The 26,056-nt window shown below is 40.0% G+C and carries 23 protein-coding genes; 18 read left to right on the forward strand and 5 right to left on the reverse strand.

The features are described 5' to 3' along the window. Nucleotide 1 precedes the first annotated feature (1 nt). The 4 genes from metA (at nucleotide 2) to QU661_RS08395 (ending at nucleotide 5,471) form a co-directional block, all read left to right on the forward strand. Nucleotides 2–2,263 (forward strand): homoserine O-acetyltransferase MetA, encoded by a 2,262-nt coding sequence (gene metA, locus QU661_RS02525; protein WP_304990194.1) that lies wholly within the window; start codon nucleotides 2–4, stop codon nucleotides 2,261–2,263. Between the two features lie 257 nt (nucleotides 2,264–2,520). Next, nucleotides 2,521–4,305: a DUF438 domain-containing protein gene (locus tag QU661_RS02530; RefSeq protein ID WP_304990195.1), complete on the forward strand. Its 1,785-nt coding sequence runs from the start codon at nucleotides 2,521–2,523 to the stop codon at nucleotides 4,303–4,305. 95 nt (nucleotides 4,306–4,400) lie between these two features. Then, nucleotides 4,401–5,048: a C40 family peptidase gene (locus QU661_RS02535; RefSeq protein ID WP_304990196.1), complete on the forward strand. Its 648-nt coding sequence runs from the start codon at nucleotides 4,401–4,403 to the stop codon at nucleotides 5,046–5,048. Nucleotides 5,049–5,261: 213 nt separating this feature from the next. Continuing rightward, a complete protein-coding gene (locus QU661_RS08395) occupies nucleotides 5,262–5,471 on the forward strand; it encodes a hypothetical protein (RefSeq protein ID WP_416388977.1) in 210 nt (69 codons plus the stop codon). A gap of 130 nt (nucleotides 5,472–5,601) precedes the next feature. On the opposite strand, the gene QU661_RS02540 is transcribed toward QU661_RS08395, so the two are convergent. After that, entirely contained in the window at nucleotides 5,602–6,789 is a 1,188-nt protein-coding gene (locus QU661_RS02540; protein WP_304990197.1) for an iron-containing alcohol dehydrogenase, read from the reverse strand. 312 nt (nucleotides 6,790–7,101) lie between these two features. Here QU661_RS02540 and nrdD point away from each other — a divergent pair, with 312 nt between their 5' ends. The 4 genes from nrdD (at nucleotide 7,102) to cls (ending at nucleotide 12,236) form a co-directional block, all read left to right on the forward strand. Next, a complete protein-coding gene (gene nrdD, locus QU661_RS02545) occupies nucleotides 7,102–9,273 on the forward strand; it encodes an anaerobic ribonucleoside-triphosphate reductase (protein ID WP_304990198.1) in 2,172 nt (723 codons plus the stop codon). 12 nt (nucleotides 9,274–9,285) lie between these two features. Continuing rightward, nucleotides 9,286–10,032 (forward strand): M48 family metallopeptidase, encoded by a 747-nt coding sequence (locus QU661_RS02550; RefSeq protein WP_304990199.1) that lies wholly within the window; start codon nucleotides 9,286–9,288, stop codon nucleotides 10,030–10,032. Nucleotides 10,033–10,121: 89 nt separating this feature from the next. Further along, on the forward strand, nucleotides 10,122–10,643 hold the full coding sequence (gene nrdG / locus QU661_RS02555) for an anaerobic ribonucleoside-triphosphate reductase activating protein (protein WP_304990200.1): 522 nt from the start codon (nucleotides 10,122–10,124) through the stop codon (nucleotides 10,641–10,643). A gap of 21 nt (nucleotides 10,644–10,664) precedes the next feature. Then, nucleotides 10,665–12,236 (forward strand): cardiolipin synthase, encoded by a 1,572-nt coding sequence (gene cls / locus QU661_RS02560; protein ID WP_304990201.1) that lies wholly within the window; start codon nucleotides 10,665–10,667, stop codon nucleotides 12,234–12,236. A gap of 114 nt (nucleotides 12,237–12,350) precedes the next feature. On the opposite strand, the gene pepT is transcribed toward cls, so the two are convergent. Next, nucleotides 12,351–13,568, reverse strand: coding sequence for a peptidase T (gene pepT / locus QU661_RS02565; protein WP_304990202.1), 1,218 nt, complete (start codon nucleotides 13,566–13,568; stop codon nucleotides 12,351–12,353). 321 nt (nucleotides 13,569–13,889) lie between these two features. Between pepT and QU661_RS02570 the strand changes: the two genes are divergently transcribed. The 9 genes from QU661_RS02570 to QU661_RS02605 all read left to right on the forward strand — a co-directional run bounded on the left by QU661_RS02570 (nucleotide 13,890) and on the right by QU661_RS02605 (nucleotide 23,215). Then, on the forward strand, nucleotides 13,890–14,807 hold the full coding sequence (locus QU661_RS02570; protein WP_304990203.1) for a YitT family protein: 918 nt from the start codon (nucleotides 13,890–13,892) through the stop codon (nucleotides 14,805–14,807). Between the two features lie 12 nt (nucleotides 14,808–14,819). Next, nucleotides 14,820–15,293 carry a PAS domain-containing protein gene (locus QU661_RS02575; protein ID WP_304990204.1) on the forward strand — a complete coding sequence of 158 codons (474 nt, stop codon included), beginning with the start codon at nucleotides 14,820–14,822 and terminating at the stop codon, nucleotides 15,291–15,293. A gap of 58 nt (nucleotides 15,294–15,351) precedes the next feature. After that, nucleotides 15,352–15,510: a helix-turn-helix domain-containing protein gene (locus QU661_RS08400; protein ID WP_416388978.1), complete on the forward strand. Its 159-nt coding sequence runs from the start codon at nucleotides 15,352–15,354 to the stop codon at nucleotides 15,508–15,510. A gap of 302 nt (nucleotides 15,511–15,812) precedes the next feature. Further along, nucleotides 15,813–17,483, forward strand: coding sequence for a formate--tetrahydrofolate ligase (locus QU661_RS02580; RefSeq protein ID WP_304990205.1), 1,671 nt, complete (start codon nucleotides 15,813–15,815; stop codon nucleotides 17,481–17,483). Nucleotides 17,484–17,610: 127 nt separating this feature from the next. Beyond that, nucleotides 17,611–19,401: an aminopeptidase P family N-terminal domain-containing protein gene (locus QU661_RS02585; protein ID WP_304990206.1), complete on the forward strand. Its 1,791-nt coding sequence runs from the start codon at nucleotides 17,611–17,613 to the stop codon at nucleotides 19,399–19,401. Nucleotides 19,402–19,559: 158 nt separating this feature from the next. After that, on the forward strand, nucleotides 19,560–20,294 hold the full coding sequence (locus tag QU661_RS02590; RefSeq protein ID WP_304990207.1) for a response regulator transcription factor: 735 nt from the start codon (nucleotides 19,560–19,562) through the stop codon (nucleotides 20,292–20,294). A 328-nt stretch (nucleotides 20,295–20,622) separates the two neighbouring features. Then, complete coding sequence (locus tag QU661_RS02595; protein WP_304990208.1) at nucleotides 20,623–21,618, forward strand: sensor histidine kinase; 996 nt, start codon at nucleotides 20,623–20,625, stop codon at nucleotides 21,616–21,618. Between the two features lie 207 nt (nucleotides 21,619–21,825). Then, entirely contained in the window at nucleotides 21,826–22,497 is a 672-nt protein-coding gene (locus tag QU661_RS02600) for an ABC transporter ATP-binding protein (RefSeq protein ID WP_304990209.1), read from the forward strand. 4 nt (nucleotides 22,498–22,501) lie between these two features. Beyond that, nucleotides 22,502–23,215, forward strand: a complete 714-nt coding sequence (locus QU661_RS02605; protein ID WP_304990210.1) for an ABC transporter — start codon at nucleotides 22,502–22,504, stop codon at nucleotides 23,213–23,215. A 182-nt stretch (nucleotides 23,216–23,397) separates the two neighbouring features. On the opposite strand, the gene QU661_RS02610 is transcribed toward QU661_RS02605, so the two are convergent. The 3 genes from QU661_RS02610 to QU661_RS02620 all read right to left on the reverse strand — a co-directional run bounded on the left by QU661_RS02610 (nucleotide 23,398) and on the right by QU661_RS02620 (nucleotide 25,455). Continuing rightward, entirely contained in the window at nucleotides 23,398–24,204 is an 807-nt protein-coding gene (locus tag QU661_RS02610) for a POT-type proton-dependent oligopeptide transporter (RefSeq protein WP_304990211.1), read from the reverse strand. A 35-nt stretch (nucleotides 24,205–24,239) separates the two neighbouring features. Then, nucleotides 24,240–24,764: an MFS transporter gene (locus tag QU661_RS02615; protein WP_304990212.1), complete on the reverse strand. Its 525-nt coding sequence runs from the start codon at nucleotides 24,762–24,764 to the stop codon at nucleotides 24,240–24,242. A gap of 280 nt (nucleotides 24,765–25,044) precedes the next feature. Beyond that, a complete protein-coding gene (locus QU661_RS02620; RefSeq protein ID WP_304990213.1) occupies nucleotides 25,045–25,455 on the reverse strand; it encodes a metal-dependent transcriptional regulator in 411 nt (136 codons plus the stop codon). 171 nt (nucleotides 25,456–25,626) lie between these two features. Between QU661_RS02620 and QU661_RS02625 the strand changes: the two genes are divergently transcribed. Next, entirely contained in the window at nucleotides 25,627–26,010 is a 384-nt protein-coding gene (locus QU661_RS02625) for a Fur family transcriptional regulator (RefSeq protein WP_304990214.1), read from the forward strand. Nucleotides 26,011–26,056 lie beyond the last annotated feature (46 nt).

Genomic DNA, 26,056 nt, shown 5'->3' on the forward strand with positions numbered 1-26,056 from the left:
AATGCCAATTAAAGTACCAAATAATTTGCCGGCTATAGAGACGCTTACTGATGAAAATGTATTCGTAATGACGGATACACGTGCTATGACGCAAGACATGCGTCCGCTTCACATACTTCTTCTCAACCTCATGCCGACAAAGATTGACACTGAAACTCAGATTACACGTATGCTCAGTAATACACCACTGCAAGTGGAGCTTGAGCTACTGCAGACCGCAACACACAAGCCTCACGTTACTTCTCAGGAACATATGCTCGCATTTTATAAGACGTTCAGCGATGTAAAGAACGAGTATTATGATGGGATGATCATCACAGGTGCTCCGATAGAGCTACTTGAGTTTGAAGAGGTTAATTACTGGGAAGAGCTCTGCGAGATAATGGAGTGGTCGAAAACTCATGTTCACAGCACATTTCACATATGCTGGGGAGCACAGGCTGGGCTTTACTATCACTATGGAATAAACAAGAAAAGACTTCCTAAGAAGCTATCAGGGGTATTCAAACATACGCTTAAAACTAAGCGTAGCATGCTATTTAGAGGTTTTGATGATGAGTTTTATGTACCTCAATCCAGAAATACTACAGTAGATGAGGAGGATATCGACAATACTCCGGGAATTACTGTTCTTTCCACTTCAGAGGAAGGCGGTGTATTCTGTGTTAAGTCAGATAATGATAGGCAGATTTTCGTTACGGGTCACACCGAGTATGATTGGAATACACTACTTAAGGAGTATGTAAGGGATAAGGGAACAGGCATTAATCCGGAGATTCCTGCAAATTATTTCCCTGACGATGACGATTCAAAAACCCCTGTGGTCCGCTGGAGATCATCAGGGAGCCTGCTGTTCTCAAATTGGCTGAACTATTTTGTATATCAGTCAACTCCGTACGATATAAAGCTCATCCATAACGAGGATCTTGCACCTGCACTTAGAAATAACTCCGAGCTCACAGTAGCGAAGTTTGGAGGATCTTCACTTGCAACTGCTGAGCGCATTAGGCATGCTGCGGAAGTAGTCCGTCAAAATAAAGCACGACGCTATGTAGTTGTTTCGGCTCCAGGTGTTCACGACGACGAAAAGGTAAAGGTCACAGATCTTCTGATTTCTGCGCACGAGAACCCAGATGAATTCGATACCAAGATTACTCAGGCTAGAAATCGTTTCAAGAACCTTGCAATTGGACTAGGTTCAGAGATTAATATCGATGAAATCTTTGATAAGATAATTGAAAAGTATAAGGATTCTAGGTGCCGAGATTATCTCATCAGTAGAGGAGAGTTCATAACTGCCCAGCTTATGGCTGAGCAGCTTGAGTATGATTTTGTAGATGCAGCTGAGATTATTAAGTTTGATGACACGGGGAAACTGCTTGATGATACGACGAGAAATAACATCGAGAAACTTATTAAGAATCATAAGAAAATAGTATTTCCTGGATTCTATGGTTCAAATGAAACAGGGGAAGTTGTGACCTTCTCGAGAGGTGGATCAGACATCACTGGCGCGATTATAGCATCAGCAGCAAAGGCTGATTTATATGAGAATTGGACAGATGTGCCTGGACTACTGATGGCGGATCCTCGTATTGTGAAGAATCCTCTCAGTGTTCCTGTAATTATCTATAAGGAACTAAGAGAGCTTGCGCTCAGAGGTGCTGAGGTTCTTCACGAAGATGCGGTTAGACCTGTGAGCCAGTGCGGAATTCCAATCAATATTAAGAGCACATTAGAGCCGGATAAGCCTGGTACTCTCATAGTTAAGAATGCTGACTCATATGAGAACCGCCTTGAGATTTCCAGTATAACCGGTAAGAAGGGCTATTCTTCAATTCTTATCGAGCGAGAGAAACTGAATGATGATGCGAAGTATCGCGAAAGAATACAGAGCATTCTCGACGAGTTTAACATCACAGTTGAAAGTGAGCAGCTTGGGCTCGATTCATTCTCGGTCATCGTCGGTTCAGAAAGTGTAGCTAACTGTGAGGAAGAGCTAACGGAGAAGCTAAGGAGCGCAACTGATGCTGACGAAATAACAATATCTACTGGTATTGCAGCTATAGCTGTAGTTGGAAGAAATATCTCGGGAGAAGTTTCTGTTGCTATGAAGATATTTGAAGCACTATCAAGCGCTCATGTAAATGTAAGGTTTATCGACCATGCACCAGAGCGTATAAGCGTGCAGGTAGGAGTGTCGGAATCAGACTATCAGAGAGCCATTAGAGCTATATACAATGCTTTCGTTGTGAAAGCATAATTGGAATAAAAATTAGATGCTTAACTAAACCGTCATCTGAAGTGAACGCATTCAGATGACGGTTGGGAAGCGTCTTTTTTTTGCTATTATCTAGAAATTTTTCTAAATAATAATAAAATGTAACATCTGTTACGGAGATTAGATACATTTAATGTATAATGTATATACAATTAAAGAGTAAATTAAACACAGTATTGCGACCGTTACACAAGCGGATTATAAAAAAGATAAGATTAATTTTAAAGGAGGAAATAGACATGACTGCAAAAGTATTAGATATGAAGAAAAATGTACACGATCTGGCTACAGAATTTCCAGAGGTGATAGATATCATGATTGAGCTCGGATTTAAGGATATTTCGAATCCTGTTGCTCTAAATACCATGGGACGAGTGATGACAATTCCAAAGGGGTCACAGATTAAGGGAATAGACCTAGCTTCGATTATTTCTCTGTTTGAAGAAAAGGGATTTGAGGTTATAAATGTTCCTGAGTTGAAGAAGAAGGGAACGGATAAAACCCCTGTAGTTAAAGAAGAATCTTCAAAGCCAGCATTCGATTTAAGTAAGCTTAATATTCCTGATTTTGCAAAGGCTTACATCAGAGAAGACGGAACTGTGGATGTGGAAAAGGTTCCTGATTTCGTAAAGAACTTCTTAGATGAAGATGGAAGAATCGATCCAAGCAAACTCCCATCTTTTACATCAGGTAGTGATGCGAAGCGTGAAGAAGAACCTGCATCTGAGGAAACTAACAAGCCTAAGAATGCTAGTGAGAGAGAGGTTCTGCTTCGCAGTTACATAGAGAGACTGACTAAGGGCGAGGATTTAGAGACAGTAAGAGAAGAGTTCGTACAGAACTTCAAAGAAGTCGATGCTCTTGAGATTGCTAATGCGGAGCAGCATCTGATAAAAAGTGGAGTGCCTTTCCAGGAGGTTCAGAAACTTTGTGATGTGCATTCTGCACTATTCCACGGTTCAACTAAGCAGGAAAAGATTATGAACGCTGAGAAAGCCGTTACAGCATCAAAAGAAGCTGCTCAGAGAAGAATGAATGGCGCAAATGATCGAAAAGCGGCGGAAATTAAGGCTCAGACGCTTATCGCTGAACCTGGACATCCGTTAAATGTGCTGACTCTCGAGAACGAGGGAATTGCTGAACAAATTGCAGTAATTAACAAGCTATTTGAGGAAAGTGAGGACCGTTCTGTAATTACCGATGAACTAAATAAACTTCGTGATGTTTCTATTCACTATGCAAAGAAAGGTGACATAATCTACACGATACTTAAGAGTAGATACGATGTAACAGGCCCATCTGATGTAATGTGGACAGTCGATGATGAAATCAGAGATGAACTAAGAAACGTTACCGATGGAACACTATCCGATGATGAGTGGCTTGAGAGATCTAAGGCAGTTGTTAAGCGAGCAGATGAGATGATCTACAAAGAGTCGAATATCCTGTTCCCAATCTGTGTACAATTCTTCAAGGATGAAGAGTGGGAAGAAGTAGGGCGTGATTTCAAGGAATATGATTACTGCCTGCTCAAGGAAGAACCGGCTGAATGGGCTAAAGCTTCTAAGGAGGATTATACGCATAGAGCAGCTAAGGAAGGTAAGAACGGAGCTACTGCAAATGATGGAGACATCATATTCGCGAGTGGACACATGGCTCCGTACCAGCTTGAGGCGATGTTAAATACTATTCCTCTCGAGTTAACATTTGTAGATCACGTGGATATGAACAGATACTACAATGATAACGGTGAGAAGAAACTATTCAAGAGACCAATCAGTTCGCTCGATAGAGAGGTGTATACTTGCCACCCACCAACGATTGAACCGATGGTTCGCAGCATCATATCTTCATTCAAATCAGGTGCGCAAGACAAGGTAGAGGTATGGATGAATAAAGGCGGAAGCGATGTCCTCGTGAGCTACAGGGCTGTTCGAGATGCGAATGGTGAATATGTAGGAACTCTTGAATGCGTTCAGGTGATGGACGAAATCATGGAACACTACAAGGAGAAGTTCCAGTAAGAATTTATATAAAAACTACACATGCCATACTGCATATTTTATGATAATATAGTAACCACTATATTATTTAGAACAGAAGGATTGGGAAAGCACATATGGTATCAAAGCTAAGAACAGCTTTTAAGAATATTAAGGTGATAGTCGTTACTGAATTGCTACTCATGGTAGTGATGGTATCGACTATTGTCGTTAAGGCAGATGCTATAAATGACAGACGTGTTGTGACTATGTATCTAAACGTGGCCACGCTCAAGACAATTAGCTCTGATAATAAATCAAGCGAATCGACTGGGATGAAGGCGACAATCACTAATGCTGAGACTGAGAGGAATATCAAGGTTGCCGAAGATAAGCGTGCGAGTGTGATTTCATTTGCGAGGCAGTTTATCGGTAAGCCGTATGTGCTCGGTGGAAAGAGTCTCACTAATGGATGTGACTGTGCTTCATTTATAACACTGGTCTATAAGGAATACGGTTATAACTGGAAGATGGGTTCGGTTAATACGCTCTATGATAACTGCGGTGGCACGCTCGTGTCAGTGGATGATATGAAGCCAGGGGATATAATTTTCTTTGGTAGAGGCACTAGGAAACTGCACGTTGCAATGTATGCGGGAAATGGTCGCGTTGTACATGCCATGGACCCAGCACACGATATTTGTGAAATCGATCTCTACAAGCCAGGTACTAAGACCACCTATAGTGGCAAGAGCATATTGGCAGTTAAGAGGATAATTAACTAGATTTTTACCGAGTGTAGGAAGCCAGGGCTAAATATGAAACCATTGTATGATGAGCAAGGGTGCAATTTTCTGCAATATTTAATAAGGAAAACTGCTCCTTTTATGGTTTTAGGATTCGTATACTATATTTGGCTTAGGATGACGCATTTGTATATTCCTTGCATCTTTAAATCAATAACCGGTTATAGGTGTCCGTGCTGTGGTACGACAACCATGTGTATAAGTATACTGTGGTTCAGGTTTATCGACGCTTTCTATGCCAATCCGTTTATCTTCACAACTATCCCATTTATACTGTTTGAGATAGTGTATAACGTGTATTTGAGCTACACAGAAAGACGCATGCCACTGTGGAACAAGATCCTGCTCGGGGTTTACTGCTCTGCGCTATTAATCTTTGCAATTATAAGAGATTTCATGTAAAAGACTCTATGTCTGAACGCAAGTACGACGATTTAACATGAGAGGGTGGATGGCAGAGACCTTCTAATCACAAAGAAATAAAAATGCGCTCCATACGGGGCGCATTTTTTACATCCTTTTCTGTAGTTTTCTACTTGTTATCATAAGCCATTCTGTATATCTCTTTGAAATCATCCCTGTACAGAACCTTTGCAGCACCTACTTTGCCACCGACAGCTTTCTCGCATTTCTCAGCAAGCTCATCTATAACTTCATCTGTTAGCTCAAATCCAAAATCCTTCAGAGATATAGGCATTCCGATGTTTTTAAAGAAGTCCTCGGTTCTTGATATGCCTTCGAGTGCGACTTCACGGTCATCACCAGAATCCTCAATATTCCATACATTTGTTGCAAATTTCTTAAACCTTGTGAGGCAGTCGTCTAAAACGTATCTAGCCCAGCTTCCCCAAATTGCGGCAAGGCCTGCACCATGTGCTACATCGAACATGCCGCTAATTTCATGTTCAATTCGGTGGGTAGCAAAGTCGTCACCACCATTTCCGCAGCCTGTAAGTCCGTTATGAGACAAACTACCAGCCCACATTACCTCGGCGCGTGCTTCGTAGTTATCCGGCTCATCTACGAGTATTAAGGCATTTTTTACAACTGTCCTGAGCAGTGCTTCGGCAATCCCGTCAGTCAGTTCCATATTTCCTGCTGATGTAAAATATCTCTCCATCGTATGCATAATTATATCTGTGCAGCCGCATGCTGTCTGGAAGTCAGGAAGAGTCATCGTTAGCTCTGGGTTTAGTATAGCGAATTTAGGTCTAACCATGTTGTTGCTATAGCCGCGCTTGATACCTCCGTCTTCGTTAGTGATTACAGAAGAATTGCTCATCTCGCTACCTGCAGCTGCGATTGTAAGTACAACACCTACTGGAAGGGCGGACTCTGGGGTTCCCTTTCTATCATATAGATTCCATACGTCAAAGTCAGCTACAGCACCATATGCGATTGCCTTTGCGGAGTCTATTACACTGCCACCACCAACAGCGAGTATAAAATCTACCCCTTTAGATTTCGCAAGTTCGATGCCTTCATAAACGAGTGATAGTCTTGGATTAGCTACCACCCCTCCAAGCTCTACGTAATCTATACCCGCTTTATCTAGCGAAGATTTGATCTTGTCGAGCAGACCAGTGCGAATCACGCTACCGCTTCCGTAGTGGAGGAGAACACGGTTACATTTTGATGATTTGAGGAGAGAGCTCACCTCGGATTCAGTTCCTCTACCAAATACAATGTGCGTAGGTGCATACCAATCGAAGTTATTCATAATATGTATTACCTCCATATATGACACAATATCTTGTGCTAGCATGTACAAATGAAGTGAAAAAAATATGCATAAATTATTTTTCGTATTTTAGTAAATATTAGCACAGAAGGCTTGAAACTTCTACTTTGCAGGCTTAAAATTGTATAAAATAATATAGTATAAAACTGATTGACTAACCCCACTATATGGGATATAATGACAGGGCGTCAAACAAGATATAGTGTTTAGCGTTAAAAAGTGTATTAATTAATTTTAAGAGAATTAACTCACATAAATCAATATGTTCGGGTATTCGGTTAAGGAGAGACAATGAATGTTATCAAGAGAAATGGCTCAGAAGTAACTTTTGACAAAGCCAAGATTGAGAATGCAATTATCAAAGCAAATAGTTCCGTTGAAGAAGCAGTTAGACTTACACCAATTCAAATTAAGAGAATCACTGACAGCGTAATTCTATCTTGTGAAGACCTTGGTCGTTCACCTGCAGTAGAAGAGATTCAGGATATGGTGGAAGAACATATCATGCAGCACGGCGCGTATGAGGTTGCAAAAGCATATATCACATACAGATATACAAGATCCCTTGTTCGTCAGTCCAACACAACAGACGACAAAATTCTTTCGCTTATCGAGCTTAACAACGAGGAAGCTAAGCAGGAGAACTCTAATAAGAATCCTATTATCAACTCCACTCAGAGAGACTATATGGCTGGAGAGGTAAGTAAGGACCTCACTAGAAGAATCCTTCTTCCAGAGGAAATCTCTGCTGCGCATGATGCTGGTATCATCCATTTCCACGATTCCGACTACTTCGCACAGAAGGAGCATAACTGTGATCTTATCGACCTAGAGGATATGCTGCAGAACGGAACTGTAATCAGCGAGACTCTTATCGAGAAGCCACATAGTTTCTATACAGCATGTAATATTACAACTCAAATTATCGCGCAGGTCGCTTCTAACCAGTACGGAGGGCAGTCATTTTCACTAGCTCACCTAGCTCCTTTTGTTGATGTGAGCAGACAGAAAATCAGAACTAAGGTTGAGAAGGAGTTCAAGGACGCAGGTATTGATGCAACTCAGGAAGCACTCAACAAGGTTGTTGAAGACAGACTTAGAGATGAGATTAAGAGTGGTATCCAGACTATCCAGTACCAGCTCATCACACTGATGACTTGTAACGGACAGGCTCCATTCGTAACTATGTTCATGCACCTCGAGGAAGCACCGGAAGGAAGAATTAGAGACGACCTAGCTCTCTGCATCGAAGAAGTTCTTAAGCAGAGAATGCAGGGTGTTAAGAACGAGAAGGGTGTATGGATTACACCAGCCTTTCCTAAGCTAATCTACGTGCTTGACGATTGCAACATCAGAGAGGATGCACCATACTGGCATCTAACAGAAATCGCTGCAGAGTGCACATCTAAGAGACTCGTTCCTGACTACATCTCGGCAAAGGTTATGAGAGAACTCAAGAAGGGTAACGTGTACACTTGCATGGGATGCAGATCCTTCCTGACGGTTGAAGAATCACAGAAGAATGCTGACGGAAGCTACAAGTTCTACGGAAGATTTAACCAGGGCGTTGTAACAATCAATCTAGTTGACGTAGCTTGCTCATCATATGGAAATATGGACAAGTTCTGGGAAATTCTCGACGATAGACTCGAGCTTTGCCACCGTGCACTGAGGCTGCGTCATGAGAGACTTCTCGGAACACCGTCTGACGTTGCACCTATACTTTGGCAGTATGGAGCGATTGCTAGGCTCAAGAAGGGCGAGACGATTGACAAGCTGCTTTATAACGGATATTCGACCATCTCACTTGGATATGCTGGACTTTGTGAGATGTGCTACCGCATGGTAGGAAAGAGCCATACAACTGATGAAGGTAGAGAGTTTGCGCTAAAGGTTATGCAGAGACTCAACGACAAGTGTTCTGAATGGAAAGCAGCTGAAAACATCAGCTATTCCGTATATGGAACACCGATGGAGTCAACAACTTATAAGTTCGCTAAGGCTCTACAAAGAAGATTTGGAGTAATCCCTCACGTTACAGATAAGAACTACATAACTAACAGCTATCATGTTCATGTTGAAGAGGAAATCGATGCTTTCCAGAAGCTGAAGTTTGAGTCGGACTTCCAAAAACTATCTCCAGGTGGCGCTATTAGCTACGTTGAAGTTCCTAACATGCAGGATAATATCCCAGCTATACTCGAGGTTATGAAGTATATCTACGAGAACATCATGTACGCTGAACTCAACACAAAGAGCGACTTCTGTGAAGAGTGTGGATACAGTGGTGAGATTAAAATCGTTGAAGATGCTGAAGGTAAGCTTGTGTGGGAGTGCCCAAATTGTGGAAATCGCAATCAGGACAAGATGTCTGTAGCAAGAAGGACTTGTGGGTATATCGGAACACAGTTCTGGAATCAGGGAAGAACTCAGGAAATCAAGGACAGAGTTCTCCACCTATAAGAGAAAATTAATATGAAGAGACGATATTTGAGAAGCGTGAAACGCACTGAAGCTCACGTTGTAAGCATAGCTGGGGAAACTCTGGTCTATACCTTAGAGCGTAAGAATGTGAGAAATATAAACCTGCGGATTAGACCAGATGCTTCTATATACGTCTCAGCACCTCATAGAGTGCCCTTAGCTGAGATTGAAGACTTCATGATTAGTAAGGGCGCTTTTATTATGAATGCAATTGACCATATCAGAGATGCAAGAGCAGATATATCGAGATATGAAGACGGAAATAAAGCGTATTTCTTAGGCAGACCACTTGAGGTGAAGTTATCGCAAGGGCCGAGAGTTAATGTCTCTATAGATGGTGATTTCCTTTTCATCCAGATGCCAGAACCAACGAATGTTTCTGCTCGTATAGAGTTAGTGAAACGGTGGTATAGTAGGCAGGCAAGGGATATATTTATAAGTGCTTTGCATGATGTGTATGATGAATTTAGATGCGTTTATCAGGTCCCTTTTCCACATGTAACTATTAGACAGATGAAATCAAGATGGGGATCTTGCCGCCCTGATCTAGGCAAGATAACTCTAAATCTTCTGCTTGTGACTGCATCATACGAGGATCTGAGATATGTAGTGGTGCACGAGTTAGCTCATTTTATTGAGGGGAATCATTCGGAGGCATTTTGGGATGTTGTAAGACAATTTGAACCGAACTATAAGGAGAGGAGACAGAGCCTTCGTAAACTCCCAACTAGGTGGTAGGAATCCGAACAGAGTATGATTTTTAAGGCTTATAATAATACTGGTTATACGATATAATTGTATTAACAGAATGAAAAGAGAGTAAGAAAGTGTATTACGGAGAGATTAAAGATTGTGATATAGCCAATGGAATTGGTGTAAGGGTAAGCCTGTTCGTGTCAGGCTGTACAAATAGATGTCCTGGCTGTTTTCAGCCCCAGACTTGGGACTTTAATTACGGACAAGAATTCACCAAGGAGACTGAAGACAAGATTATTGAGATGCTTAAGCCCGACTATATAACAGGGTTAACAGTTCTTGGGGGAGAGCCTTTCGAACCAGAAAACCAGGTGGTACTTGTGCCATTCCTTAAGCGCGTAAAAGAGATTTATCCTGATAAAACGATTTGGTCGTTTTCAGGGTTTGTGTTCGAAGATCTCATGAGAGAGGGCACGCACTGTCACACAGAAGTGACTATGGATATGCTTAATATGATTGACGTACTAATCGACGGTAGGTTCGAGCAAGAGCTTAAGAATATTCAGCTGAGATTTAGAGGATCAGAGAATCAAAGGCTGATAGATATGAACAGAACTAGAGAAGAAGGAAGGGTTGTGCTCTGGGACGAATAGACGTGATAGGGGGCTAGCCACATGAGTGCTTTAAAGACATTTGCAACATACGAGAAGAAGGAGCAGGTCAAGAATAGTATTGGGCGTTTGATGATTGCCGTCATAGCTATTGTAGCTGAAGTGCTGTTTATTGCTATGCTCATAAATCGTTTAAATGAAAAATACACCCTACTAGCCACATTATTCCGAATCGTCGCCTTAGCTATCGTCATAGCTATTTCGACAAAATCTACGAGCGCATCCATTAAACTGCCGTGGGTTGTTCTCATCATGCTCAATCCGATCATAGGCGTTACAATATATTTTATGGTTGGGTTTTCTGGATCGACTCGGAAGATGAGGATGAGATTCCAAAAAGTAGATGATGAGCTGTTTTCTCTACTAAGTGGTGACAAAGAGGTTCTTGAGGAGATTGGGGAGAGCGACCTAGGTGTTGCTAATATCTTTAGGTATATTTCGCGTAAAGCGTTATTCCCTGCTTATCGCGATTCAAATATAGAGTTTTACGGCGAAGCTAGAACAGCTCTTAATGCGCAGAAGGAAGCCATGAGAAAAGCGGAACATTTCATCTTTATGGAATATCACGCTATTGAAGATTCAGCGGCATTTGCAGGAATAAAGGAGATTCTAGCAGAGAAGGCGGCAGAGGGTGTTGAGGTTAGAATCATTTACGATGATGTCGGAAGTGTCGGTTTTCTCGACAGTAGCTTTATAAAACGTCTTAATGTTTTAGGTATTAAATGCAGAGTTTTCAACCCTGTTGTACCGATAGCCAATGTCTTTCTGAATAACCGCGATCACCGCAAGATCACAGTTGTGGATGGGAAGGTTGGCTTTACAGGTGGATATAATCTTGCAAATGAGTATTTTAAGCTGACCAGGCCATATGGTGATTGGAAGGATTCCGGTGTTAGAATTGAGGGAAATGCCGTACACAATCTAACGATGATGTTTCTGGAAATTTGGAATGCGACCAAGACTCATGATACGAAGGATTTGAACTACTCTAAATACATGCCGGATGTTGAACTCGATAGTAAGGAGGATGGTTGCTTTATTCAGCCTTATGGGGATACACCGCTTGACCATGAACATGTTGGGGAAAACGTTTATCTCAATATAATAAACAATGCTGATGAGTATGTGTGGTTTATGATCCCTTATCTCATAATTACAGATGAAATGAACAAGGCATTGACTCTTGCTGCATCGAGAGGTGTTGATGTAAGAATAATTACGCCGGGAATTCCAGATAAACCTGCGACCTATGCTGTGACAAGATCATATTATTCAAGGCTTGTAAGAGACGGTGTTAGGATATACGAATACACTCCAGGTTTTTGTCACGCAAAACAATGCATAGCCGATGATGAACTAGCTACCTGCGGAACTATTAATCTGGACTATAGGAGCTTTTTCCATCACTTTGAAAATGGTGTATTAATGTACAACTGCAAAGCAGTTCATGACATAAAGGCAGATTTTGATGATACTCTTACAAAATGCCTAGAAGTGACAGATAGATATGTAGAGGGAAAGAGATCTCTAAATGTATTTAGACAGATTCTCAGGCTCTTTTCTGTTCTAATGTAGGATGGTTAGAACAAATTTAAAGCGGTTAGGTAACATGAAACATGTCCGAGAAATGGGACGTATCAATCCTAACCGCTTTTTCTTTAAAACAATACAATATCTGAATAAATCAGATTATGCTTCTTTTACAAATTCATTGATGAGAGCTTTTATAACTGCTACACCTGTCTCCATGCCCTCTATAGTTATATGCTCATAAGGACCATGAAATGCATGTCCACCAGTACCTAGGTTTGGACAAGGCAGTCCCATAAAACTGAGGTTGGCGCCATCTGTACCGCCTCTAACTGGAATAACTAGAGGTTCTACACCTGCTGCTTTACAAGCTTTCCTAGCATTTTCAATAGCATCTGGATACTTTTCAAGTACCTCAGCCATATTCCTATACTGTTCTTTAATCTCGAGCTTTATAGTTCCTTCTCCGTATTTTTCGTTAAGGAACTTCTCAGCCATCTTCATTGTATCCTGCCTGTTAGCAAACTTAGATGCGTCGTGATCCCTGACAATGTAAGTCATATTCGCATCGCTTACAGTTCCGTTTACAGATATTAAGTGATAGAAACCTTCATGGTCTTCGGTTCTCTCAGGGCGTTCAGCTGCAGGAAGTAGTGAATCAAATTCCATTGCAACAAGTGATGCATTAATCATAACGTCCTTTGCTGAACCAGGATGGACATTCTCTCCCTTTACATAAACCTTTGCTGTAGCAGCATTAAATGTTTCATATTGAACTTCGCCCTCGGTTGAGCCGTCTAGCGTATATCCATACTTTGCGTCAAATTTTGCAACATCAAAGTGCGCTGTTCCTCTTCCAATCTCTTCATCTGGAGTAAATGCTATAGAGATAGGACCGTGATCGAATTCATTTATATGTTCAACTACAGTCATAATCTCAGCGATTCCGGCTTTATCATCAGCACCGAGCACTGTCGTTCCATCTGTTGTTATTAAGGTGCGACCCTTCAAGTCCTTAAGATGAGGGAAAACTTCCGGATCAAGGATAAGTCCGCTGTCGCCGAGTTCTACGACTCCGCCATCATAATTTTCGATAATCTGTGGATTTGCATCGTGATCGCAATAGTCGCTTACTGTATCCATATGTGAGCAAAATCCGATAGCTGTTACATTTTCTTTTCCCGGAGTAGCTGGTATGTGTCCGTATACGTAACAATATTCGTCACATGCTGCGTCCTCGACACCTAAATCTTTTAGTTCCTCAACTAATGCATGCGCTAGTGAAAATTGACACTGGCTTGAAGGGAATGTTTCGCTATTATCGTCACTTGGGGTGCGGTAAGAAACATATTTTAATAATCTTTCATGTACTTTCATAGAAGGCCTCCTTATGAAACCGAATCTAAATGTAAATAATATAATTTATATTATCACATACGAGATATGGTAACAAATATTAACTACTTAGGTAGTTGATAAAAGTGCAACAAGTTGACGATAAGAATAAAGATATAATAAAAAATTCACTTTATAATATTCTCTGAAATCTTGACATTTTCCGATATCTGATGATATATTATTTTGTTGTACACAGTTATTTTTTAGGCTGTTTACAAAGTTTATGCTTTAAGTTTGATGACGAATTATAGACTGAAGAAAGGGTTATGAGTGACCTGAGGGGACTCGAAAAGGTGGATTATGAGAAATGCTTCCAAGGTGGGACTAGAAGTGCTTCAAATAGTTGTTGGAAATGCGTTAAGTGCCTTTGCTATTGCTTGTTTTGCCTTGCCGTATGGGATGGTAGTTTCGGGATTAGCAGGTGTTGGACGTATGACCAATCATTATTTCGGTCTTAGTGTGTCAGGGACGGTACTTGTAATTAACGTTATTCTTTTTGTAATCGGAACATGGGCTCTGGGTAAAAAGTTTGCAGCATCTATCGTGTTAGGAACAGTGTTATTCCCAGTATTTTTGGGAATATTTCAGAAAGCTACGATGCTTCATCATCTTGTAGATGACCCGCTGCTCGCAGCCATATGTGCTGGTGTTATCGATGGAATAGGATTAGGGCTTATCCTTAGGGTTGGTGGTTCTACAGGTGGAATAGACGTCCCACCACTGATTCTAAATAGAAAATTCGGCGTTAAAATCGCACCGATCATGTATGCCATTGACTTTGTAATCTTTATGATGCAGATTCCGGTAACAAAGACCAACGGAATAATCCTAGGAATTCTGTATGCGCTGATTTATAGCGTGTGCATGAACAAGATGATTCTGCTCGGGCAGGGTGGTGTACAGCTCATGATTTTTACAAGGAAAATCAAAGAAATCAATGAGAAGATACTGCAGCTAGGGTTTGGCACGACAATCATGCACGCTACAGGTGGATATCTACAGTCTGAACAGGATTTAGTATACTGCGTAGTTGGTAGCAGAAATCTCAACAAAGTGAAGCAGGCGGCTCTTGCAATAGATAAAAATGCTTTTATCACTATAACTAATGTCAGCGAAGTAAATGGCAATGGCTTTACCACATGGTTTAGTGATGAAGATTATGTACCTAAGGTTGCAGAGCGTCGTCAAGGAATTGATCTTACACAAAAAGAGGAGTGAAATAAATTAGATATGACTCAGGAAGAACGGTTAGATATATTAGCACAGGTTGCTGCTGGAATCGCTAAGCTTATGGGCAGCGATACAGAGGTTGTACTTCATGATTTGACTAAAAGAGAAATCATTTTTATGCATAACAACAACATCACTGGTAGGGAGAGAAGCTATAGAATAAACCCTGGGGTATATGATGTTATTAACAACCTCGCTGATGGAGAAGGACATCTGATAGGATATGCAAGTAAGTCAGCGCATGGTAAGAAGCTTCGCGCATCACATTTCATGTTTATGGATGAGGAGAACAATCCTGCAGCGATGATTTGCATAAATCAAGATCCTTCTAAGGTTCAAGACATTATTAACTATTTAAGCGAATCGATTAAGATTCACGATGTTGAGGAGCCGATAGCTGATGATTCGGCATACTCTATTAATGACGAGGATTATATGCAGAATGTGATGAAGGATACTATACTTAAGACTTAAGTCGATAAAGCAGTTTGATCCAAACCAGATAAATACTAAAGAAGGCAAGCTTAAGCTTCTGAGTAAGTTCAAGTTCCAGGGGGTTTTCTCCGTAAAGGAGGCTGTCCCATTTATCTGTGAAACTTTATCTATATCCCAGGCGACACTATATAATTACCTTCGTGAGATAAGGGATGAAGAGGGGCGCGAACCATACAACGAACTCAAGCTAAGATAGCATGACAAGTACTATGTAATTAAGGTACAGCTAAGCAATTAAGTATATAAGAAGTTATGAATAACATTATGGGCGATCGGAAGTAATCCGGTTGCCTTTTTTTGCCACAGAGAATATGAATAGAAGCAAATCCCCATAACAAAATATATATAAAATATGTTTATATGCGATAAAATCATTAAATAATTTAATCACACTTAATGATATTGTATAGGAATATGAACATGAAGTATAATGACCATATATCTATATATCTAGATATATGCTTTTGACACATATGTTTATATTTGTGGAGGAATGTTATGAAGAAAGATGTTGAAATTGCTCAGGAAGCAAAAATGCTTCCGATTACAGAAGTTGCAAAAGTGCTCGATATCCCTAGCGATGAGCTTGAGCAATATGGAAAATACAAAGCTAAACTTTCTTATTCGTACATTAAGGAAAACATGAATAAGAAAGACGGAAAGCTGGTGCTAGTTACCGCGATAAATCCTACTCCGGCAGGAGAAGGAAAGACGACCACTAACGTGGGGCTTTCTATGGCACTTAGCAGGCTTGGTAAAAAGACCGTTACAACTCTTCGCGAGCCTTCATTAGGACCTTGCTTCGGAGTTAAAGGTGGCGCAGCTGGTGGTGGATACTCTCAAGTAGTACCAATGGATGATATCAATCTGCATTTTACAGGTGACTTCCATGCTATCACTTCCGCTCACAGCCTGCTTGCAGCACTACTTGATAATCATATTCACCAGGGTAACAAGCTCGGAATAGTTACCAAGAGAATTGTATGGAAACGCGTTGTTGATATGAATGATCGTGCCCTACGTAATATCGTTATCGGCCTAGGCGGTAAAGGCGATGGCGTAACACGTGAGAACGGATTTGATATCACAGTTGCTTCTGAAATTATGGCTATACTTTGCCTTGCTTCTGACCTTGATGATCTCAAGGAAAGGTTATCAAAGATGGTAGTTGCTTACAACTATGATGGAGAGGCTGTAACCGCTGGTGACTTGGAAGCCACAGGAGCTATGGCGTTGTTGCTTAAGGATGCAATTAAGCCTAACCTAGTTCAGACACTAGATAACACACCAGCATTCATACACGGTGGACCGTTTGCCAACATAGCTCACGGCTGCAACTCTGTAGTAGCAACGAAGACTGCGTTAAAACTCGGCGATTATGTGATTACGGAGGCTGGTTTTGGTGCTGACCTTGGAGCTGAAAAGTTCTTTGATATCAAGTGCAGATACGCTGGACTCAAGCCGGACTGCGTAGTGATAGTTGCGACAGTTCGTGCACTCAAGATGAACGGTGGAGTAGCTAAGGATAACCTTGCTGAGGAGAATTTAGAAGCACTAAATGCAGGTTCTTCTAACATGATTAGACATATCGAGAACGTTGCTAAATTCGGCGTTCCGTCAGTAGTAGCAATCAATAGATTCCCAACTGATACAGAGGCTGAACTTGAGCTTCTCGATAAGATTTGCGAAGAGTACGGAGTGAAGGTTGTTCTATCCGAAGTATTTGCAAAGGGAGCTGAAGGTGGAATGGAGCTAGCTGAAGAAGTAATTAGAATCTGCGAAGAGGGCAAGGCAGACTTCAAGCCTCTATATGATCTAGAGCTTTCTATCGAAGAGAAGATGGAAAAGATTGCAAAGGAAATTTACCGTGCAGACGGAGTTGATTTCACTGCAGCAGCTCAGAAGCAGATCAAGGAGCTTGCTAAGTTAGGCTACGATAAACTACCAATTTGCGTTGCAAAGACTCAGTATTCATTCTCTGATGATGCAACACTTCTCGGTGCACCTACAGGATTCAGAATCACTGTTAGAGAACTGAAGGTGTCCGCTGGAGCAGGATTTATAGTTGCTCTTACAGGATCAATCATGACCATGCCAGGTCTGCCTAAGGTACCTGCGGCAAACGGTATGGATGTTCTATCTGATGGAACTATCATAGGACTATCATAAGAAATAAGCTGATTATGCACCAGATTATTGAGTTAGGCTTTTGGCTACACGTATCTAGTGCTATAATCGATTTAAGACATTATTAGTAAATATTATATTTAATTGTTCATTTGAAAGGAGACTTTAAATGGGTGTAATTCAGGAAAGACTCGCTGCACTTCGTTCCAAGATGCAGGAGCACAACATTAATTACTATGTAGTTCCAACTGCTGACTTTCATCAGAGTGAATATGTTGGTGAGCATTTCAAAGCAAGAAAGTTCATCACTGGCTTTTCAGGTTCAGCAGGTGTTGCTGTAGTTGGTCTAGAAGGCGCGTGGCTCTGGGTAGACGGAAGATACTTCATCCAGGCTGCTGAACAGCTACAGGGATCATCAATTGAGCTTATGAAGATGGGCGAGCCTGGAGTTCCAACTCTCGATGCTTTTATCAGTAGCAACCTTAAGAAGGGTGAGAAGATTGGATTTGACGGAAGAGTTGTATCCATGGATGAGGGACTACTTTATGATGAAATTGCTAAGAAGCACGAAGGCTGCATAGAATACAGTGTAGATCTTATTGATGAGATTTGGACAGATAGACCGCCGCTATCAGAGAAGCCTGCATTTGATCTTGACGTTAAATATGCAGGAAAGACAGTTGCTGAGAAGCTAGCTGATATTCGTGAGAAGATGGTAGAGGCTGAAGCAGATATGCACGTTGTTACAACACTTGACGATATCTGCTGGACACTCAACATTCGTGGAGACGATATAGACTTCTTCCCACTAGTTCTATCCTATGCTCTGATTGATGATAAGATATATCATCTATACATTGATGAGCGTAAGCTAGATGACGAGATTAAGTCTCGCCTTGCTGCAGACGGAGTAGTTCTACACCCATACAATGACATTTACGAGGATATCAAGAAGATTCCTGCAGACACAAAGTTAATGCTCGATGCATCCAAGGTTAACTATGCTCTATTCTGCAACATCGCTGATTCTGTTCAGAAGATTGACGTGATGAATCCAGAGATGATCTTCAAGAATGTTAAGAACCCAGTTGAGCTTGAGAATATCCGCAAGGCACAGATTAAGGACAGTATTGCACACGTTCGTTTTATGAAGTGGCTGAAGGAGAACGTAGGCAAGATTGAGATGACTGAGCTAAGCGTTTCTAATAAGCTTGATGAGCTCCGTGCAGAGCAAGGAAACTTCATTCGCCCAAGTTTCGAACCAATCTCATCTTATGGTGCACATGCTGCAATTGTGCACTACGCACCAACACCTGAAACAGATATCCCAGTATTAGCTAAGGGACTTCACCTGACAGATACTGGTGCAGGATTCTACGAGGGTTCAACCGACATCACAAGAACCTACGTATTAGGCGAGATTACAGATCAGATGAAGAAGGACTTCACTCTAGTTGCTATCAGTAATCTGTCTCTTGCAAATGCTAAGTTCCTCTACGGCTGTAACGGGGTAATCCTTGATGCTTATGCAAGAAAACCATTCTGGGATCGCCATCTCAACTTTAACCATGGAACTGGTCATGGGGTAGGATACCTTCTAAACATTCACGAAGGTCCTGCTAGCTTCCGTTGGGTATACAGAAAGGGTAACCAGTGTGTAATCGATGAGGGTATGGTTATCACAGATGAGCCAGGAATTTACATCGAAGGCTCTCACGGTATTCGTCTTGAGAATGAGCTCCTATGCGTGCTAGATGAAGTTAACGAATACGGTAAATTCCTCAAATTTGAGCCAATAACGCTAGTTCCATTCGACCTAGATGCTATTGATCCTGATTTCATGACACCTGAAGAGCGCAAGCAGCTTAACGACTACCATAAACATGTATATGAGGTTATCGCTCCATACCTAGAAGAGGATGAGAGAGAGTACCTTGCTAAATATACAAGAGAGGTTTAAGTATATTAATCTATTTTATGTATAGATAAAGTTAAAGCTTAGCCCCATCCAGTTTACTGGATGGGGCTTTTAGTGATAAAATACAAGCAACTATTTTTGAACTGAATATGCATAGAAGTTGAGCGGAAAGAGCTGAAGAGGTATTAGGAGTAGGGTAAATGATTAATATATTTATTTTAGAAGATGAGATACTGCAGCAATCGCGAATCGACAATGCAATTAGGGAATTAATCGATAAGAAAGCTCTCAAGTGCAGAATACCAGAAATTTTTAGCAATCCAAAGCAGATGCTAGAGGCTGTTACAGAAATGGGCTCTCACCAACTGTTTTTTCTAGATATCGAGATTAAGGGAGAAGGGCAAAAAGGATTGGATATTGCGAAGGAAATACGCAGTAGAGATCCTAATGCGACAATTGTATTTGTGACAACGCATACAGAGTTTATGCCTATTACGTTCAAATATAAAGTAGCAGCGCTAGATTTTATCAATAAAGCTCTTGATGAAAAATCATTTAAAGAGCGAGTATGTTCGGCTATCGAGTACACTATTGATAAGCTTGGAACAAGCTTATCTCAAGACTCATTCGTATTTGAAACAGCAATGACACGCGTACAAGTGCCATTTAATAATATCCTTTATTTCGAGACCTCTCCAATGATTCACAAGGTTATTTTGCATACTAAGGACGAACGTATGGAATTTTATGCTAGTATCGCTGATATTGAAAAGGCTGATAACCGTCTTTACCGCTGTCACCGATCATTTATAGTTAATCCTGAAAATGTAATTAAGATAGATAAGGAGAGTAAGGTTGCTCTATTTGAAAATGGAGAGGGTTGTCTAATATCAAGGATGAAGTACAGAGGGCTGCTTGAAAAGCTCAATCATTAGATATTAAGGTGTTTATATAGATATGTTATTAAATATTTCTAGTGTTGCATTGAAAATACTCATAACAATGCTTTTATACAACCAGGTAAGTGAGAAAAAGTTTAAACTTCATTGGTATATAATTTTTCCACTGGCTTACGTTGTAATTTTTGTGTTATGCCCACCAGCTGGATATTTCTGCTATTTTTTTATATTTGTAGTATACAGCTTTTTTACTAACCCTCAAGATAATAAGTTATTTAATCTGTTTATAGGAATTTATCCTGTTGTTATATTAAGCTTGCTTGGAAGACTGCTTGCGTATCGCATATTTCCTCTCGTGGGGATTGTGGTTTATAATGAGGCAAATATTAGTATTTATGATTTAGTAATTGATGTGCTTGCATTTTCTTTCTACCTTCTAATCATTAAAACTCTGAAATTGGACTTTAACGATTTGAAAAAGGGCTTTGAACGCAACTTCTTTAATTGTATGCTACTTATTGTTGATTTCTCAATGATTGTATACATGCTAATCATTTCAGCCCTTATGATTTTTGATGAGAAACTATCGTACGCAGATTCATTGCGTGGGCATGTCAATGATGTCTATATCCTGCTGTTCTTTGTTATGCTATTGTACCTAAACTCAACATCAAAAGAAAAGCTTAAGGAGGAGATTCTTAAACAAAAGGATATGCAACTAAGCGAACTATCAAATTACAGTCGACACATAGAGAATCTGTATGGTGAGATTCGTAGCTTTCGCCATGACTACATAAATATCCTTACCAGTATAAAAGTAGGCATTGATAATAGGGATATCGATGCAATTAAGAACGTCTATGAAGGAGTTCTTACTGATAGTGGTAAACAACTATATAACAGCAAGTTTGACATAGCAAAACTTACTAATGTCAAAGACGATGCTGTGAAGAGTGTAATTTCAGCAAAGCTTATTGAAGCATATAGTAGAGGTGTGGAAATCACGATTGAGATTGAAGATACTGTTGATGATTTTAAGATAGACCTGCTAGACTTTATCAAAGTGATATCAATACTTTGTGACAATGCAATCGAATCCAGCTTAGAGTCTGAAGTGCCAAAGCTGACAGTTGCACTGATTCTCGATGGTGAATCGCTGGTATTGATAATTGAAAACACTACAAAGCAAGAGAAGGTAAATATCAGTCAGATATTTGAAGAAGGTTACTCAAGTAAAGGTAAAGGACGAGGTATAGGACTCCATAACGTAAGTGATATCCTTGCAAAGTATCCTTTTTCGTCCGTCGTTACTCGAAGTGCAGACCATCAGTTCTCTCAGACGATTATTTTTAGAAAATAAAATACACACAATGTAATACCAAAAAACTGGATATTAATTATCCAGTTTTTTGCTTGTAATAGTCGTCTTGATTAATGATAAATGGAGGAATAAATGATTATTGACCGTTAATGACCTTATAAGTACCGTTCTTGACAAATGTGTTTTACTAATTGTGTATGACATATAATATGGTCACAAATTAAGGACAGACGAACGGAGACTCATATGTTTAAAGTAAAAGAGATAGAAAAATCGTTTAAAAATAAAGAAGTTTTAAAGGGCGTGACATTCGAGGTTTCAGAAGGAGACAGAGTTGCCTTGCTCGGCAATAACGGTGCTGGAAAGAGCACACTCCTTAAGATAATTGCTGGTCAGATAGAAGCTAACTCAGGCAAAATAGATACTTATCTTGATTTTAAAACTGAAATAAGCATGATGCCGCAAGGAGATATACTTATCGATGATCTTACGGTATTTGAAATCGTTAGTCTAAAGTGCAAGATGAATAAAATAAGCGATGTCGATACACAGGAGATGCTTTTGATGGTTGAACTACAAGGACAGCAAAAGCAATATGTCGGAAACTTATCTGGAGGACAGAAAAGGCGGCTATCTCTTTTACTGACGATACTTAATTCACCTAAGCTAATTTTTTTAGACGAACCAACTACAGGCATGGATCTAGAATCAGTAGATAACTTCTGGAGGTTGTTAGAGAAAAAGCATTATACATCGGTAATTGTCACTCACGACTTCAACCAGATAGACCACTTTTTTACCAAGACACTCATCATAAAGAATGGAAAAATAATAGCAAATGAATCGGTGGAGACAATTCATGATTTAGGAAAGACAGTAGAACAGTATTACCGCGAGACAATAGAAATGGAGGATTAAAGATATGAAGATGATACAATTAAAGCAGGTTATAAGAAATAAGAGATTCTTGCTATTCACAATACTGCTTCCTATTGCATGGTATACGTTCCTCTATAATGTTCAAAATGGTATTGTACCGAACATCATATTCGGTATAGCGGTATTTATAGGGATTATTGGAAACAGCTTAGCCACATTTAGCAAGAGAATCTCAACAGATATTGAATTCTATTCATTTGAATCGAGATTTACAAAATATGCAGTGAAGGACTATCTGATTTATCAGCTGTTCGTTCAACTAGCGCTAAATACATTAATTTTCTTGGTTGTACTCGCATTTGCCACTTCTTTGTTAAACTTCCGTGTCATGAGCAATCTAGTAGTACAGTTTTTACTTCTTATGGTTATGGGTATTTACTTCAGTATTATTGGTTTTGTACTAGGGGTAAGAGTTGATGCAAAGACACTCGATACCTTGAGCTTTCCCGTTATTATCATGGCATCGATGACGATAATACCATTTGCATCGCTAGGTGGAGATGGCAGATTCGTAGATATTGTTAGCAAAATTCAGATGATTTTCCCTGGATATTATTATAGCGATATTGTAACATCGCTTTTTTCAGAAAATGCAATTGATTCAAAAGATGTGTTGCTATTTATAACAGTATTTATCTTGAATATAATTCCATTATACTTCTTAGTCACAAGGGTAAGGACAATTAAGGATAGATAACACTTTGACTTATAAAATTTCATACACTAAAAAAATGTGGCTGTTGAAAATCAACAGCCACATAAGAATTTGATACTCTCTAATTGCTATATGGTATATTCAGCACTAATAGCTTTGCAAAAGAGTTTGGAGCCATATATTAATAGTGTAGATATTAGTAAATTAATTAAGTCAGATTATTCTTATGCTTCATCTTTATCCTTAACTAGCGACATTAACTTACCATCGATAGCAAACAGTATAACGGTGCTCACAAATGCAATCGCTGCAATTGTTATACAAGCTTTGGAAAATGCAAATTTCCCGCTGAATGCAAATGCATATAGATTTCCATATAGTTTAGCAGCAGCAAATATACCGAGACCCCATACGGCTGACATGATAGCAAGAAGTCGACTTGGTGAATATTGTCCGATAAATGCACTTCCAAAAGGTGAGAAGAACATCTCTCCTAGTGTTAGGAATACAAAGAATATAACAAGTAGAAGTACTGTAGGTTTGCTATCTCCACGGACGATGTCTATCACTGCATAGTAGATATATCCGATACCTAGGAATGCCAATCCAAGACCAAGCTTCTTGAATATGCTGATATCACCCTGTGGGCGGGCTGCTAGCTTCTGCCATAGAAGTGCAGTGAGCGGTCCAGAAATTACGCAGAACAGAGCATTTAGTGAGTCAAACCAAGTTACAGGAACTGTAAACCCACCAACCTTCCAGTTCATGTTCTCTGCCCAGTGGTAGTAGATTGGTAGATAAGCTAGATACCAGAACATCCAGAATATAATCTGGAAAGCTGATACTAACACAATCGCAGATACACGCTTTTTCTCGAGAAGAGTCATCTTCTGATGTGTCTTTGCAGCCGCTTTTTCTTCAGCTTCTCTTTTAAGTTCTTCTTCGGTCTTATACATCTTAAATGGTTTCTTGCCGTAATCCTTACCCTTTAGTAGCATTCCAACCGTGAACCAGATGCAACCAAGAAGCATTGATATAGCTGCAAGTCTAAAGCAAGGACGGAAGCCTAGGACATCGCCTGACTAAAGGTATATTGATATAGGAATCCAGCAACTAGGGGTCCGAAGAATGCACCGACGTTAACGAGTGAATAACGGATAGAATACGCTGAGTTAAGATTCTCAGGGCGAACAACTCTTCCGATTAGTGGGCCAGTCTTAAATAGACCTAGACCAAATGCAACGCAGAATACCATAACGTATACAAGCTTGGCATCATGTGCAATAGATCCTGAGAAGTATCCGAATGCTATGATGAGCATTCCAACCGGAGTTGTATATCTAGCACCGACTAATTTATCCGTGATGAATGCTCCTAGGAAACCTGCTAGATATGAATAAGCGGTTAGATCCGCTTGCATCTTTGCACCTGTTGTATTTGCAAGGCCAAGACCACCAGATGCAACAGCAGTGGTAACAAAAACTAGAATCAGAGAACGACCAAGATAAAATGATAGACGCTCAAAGATTTCTGTGCAACCACAAATCCAAAATGCTATTGGAAATTTGCGCTTTCTTTCAAGTTCTGCCATGAGGTATCTCCTTAATAAGGTGAGACAGCAATAACCTATGTTCTCCGTCTTAAGTATGTTTGGTGCAAAAGAAAAAAGTGCACACGCATCACAAATCACAAAAGCGAAGAAAACAAACTACTAATATATGGCTTGTAATCATATATTACTATTAATTCTGCCATATAATGCTTGACAAGTAAACAGCTAGGCAAGAGAAAGGTATGTACTTAGCACAAGAAAAAACCATCTCTTAGTTGAGATGGTGGCTTGTAAGCTTATAAAATTATATTGAGATTCATTATTCCAACGAATCTTCATCGTGATTCATTGCAGGGCACTCTGCCAAGAAATTGTTAACATGGTTACAAATGGCTTCATACGTAGCTTGGCTGATATCATGCTCGATTTTACACGCATCCTCATCAGCAGTTTTCTTATCAATACCTAGTAGATTTAAGAAACGAGACAACATCTTGTGTCTATCGTAAATTTTTGTAGCAATAGACATTCCAGTCTCAGTGAGGTGAATTAGACCATCATCGTCCATAGTAATGTAGCCGTTCTCTCTTAGCCTCTTGGTAGCATATGAAACGCTGGGCTTAGTTACATCGAGATGTCTTGCAATATCGATGGACTTAATATATCCTCTCTGCTCACTAAGCATCAGCATTGTCTCTAAATAATCTTCTGAAGACTTCTGAATTTTCATGAAATATCCCTCCTTCATTTATAGTTAGATTAGCATAACATATCAATAATATCAACATTACTGGTATATTAAACGACAAACTTAAATTTTTCTCAATTTAGTTGTTGACAATCAAATTTAATGTGGTATCATATTGTTAACAATAACGATTATCAATATTAGAGGAGGCTAATGATTAAGTACAGCAAACAGCGTCAAGCAATTAAAGATCAATTATCGAATAGAGGAGATCATCCTACAGCGGAGATCCTATATTCTGAGCTTAAGACTAGCATGCCTAATCTTAGTATCGCGACCGTATATAGAAATCTGAAACAGCTTGAAGGAATGGGAGAGGTTTCGACCATTATCACTGATGGGGCTACTAGGTATGATTATAATGTAAAGCCTCATGCACACTTCTTCTGTAACAGATGCGGTGCTGTTCTCGATATTGATACTGACAAAGGGGAAATCATTAAAATTGTCCAGGATGATTTTTCTGGTTCAATAGAAGGGTGCGATGTTAACTTTTATGGACTTTGCCCCGACTGCATGGCGAAGGACCGTGCATAGATGATTAACAAAATGACTTTATTTTATGTATTTCAGCAGAGCTGAA

This window comes from Mogibacterium neglectum (assembly GCF_030644205.1).
GTDB lineage: Bacteria > Bacillota > Clostridia > Peptostreptococcales > Anaerovoracaceae > Mogibacterium > Mogibacterium neglectum.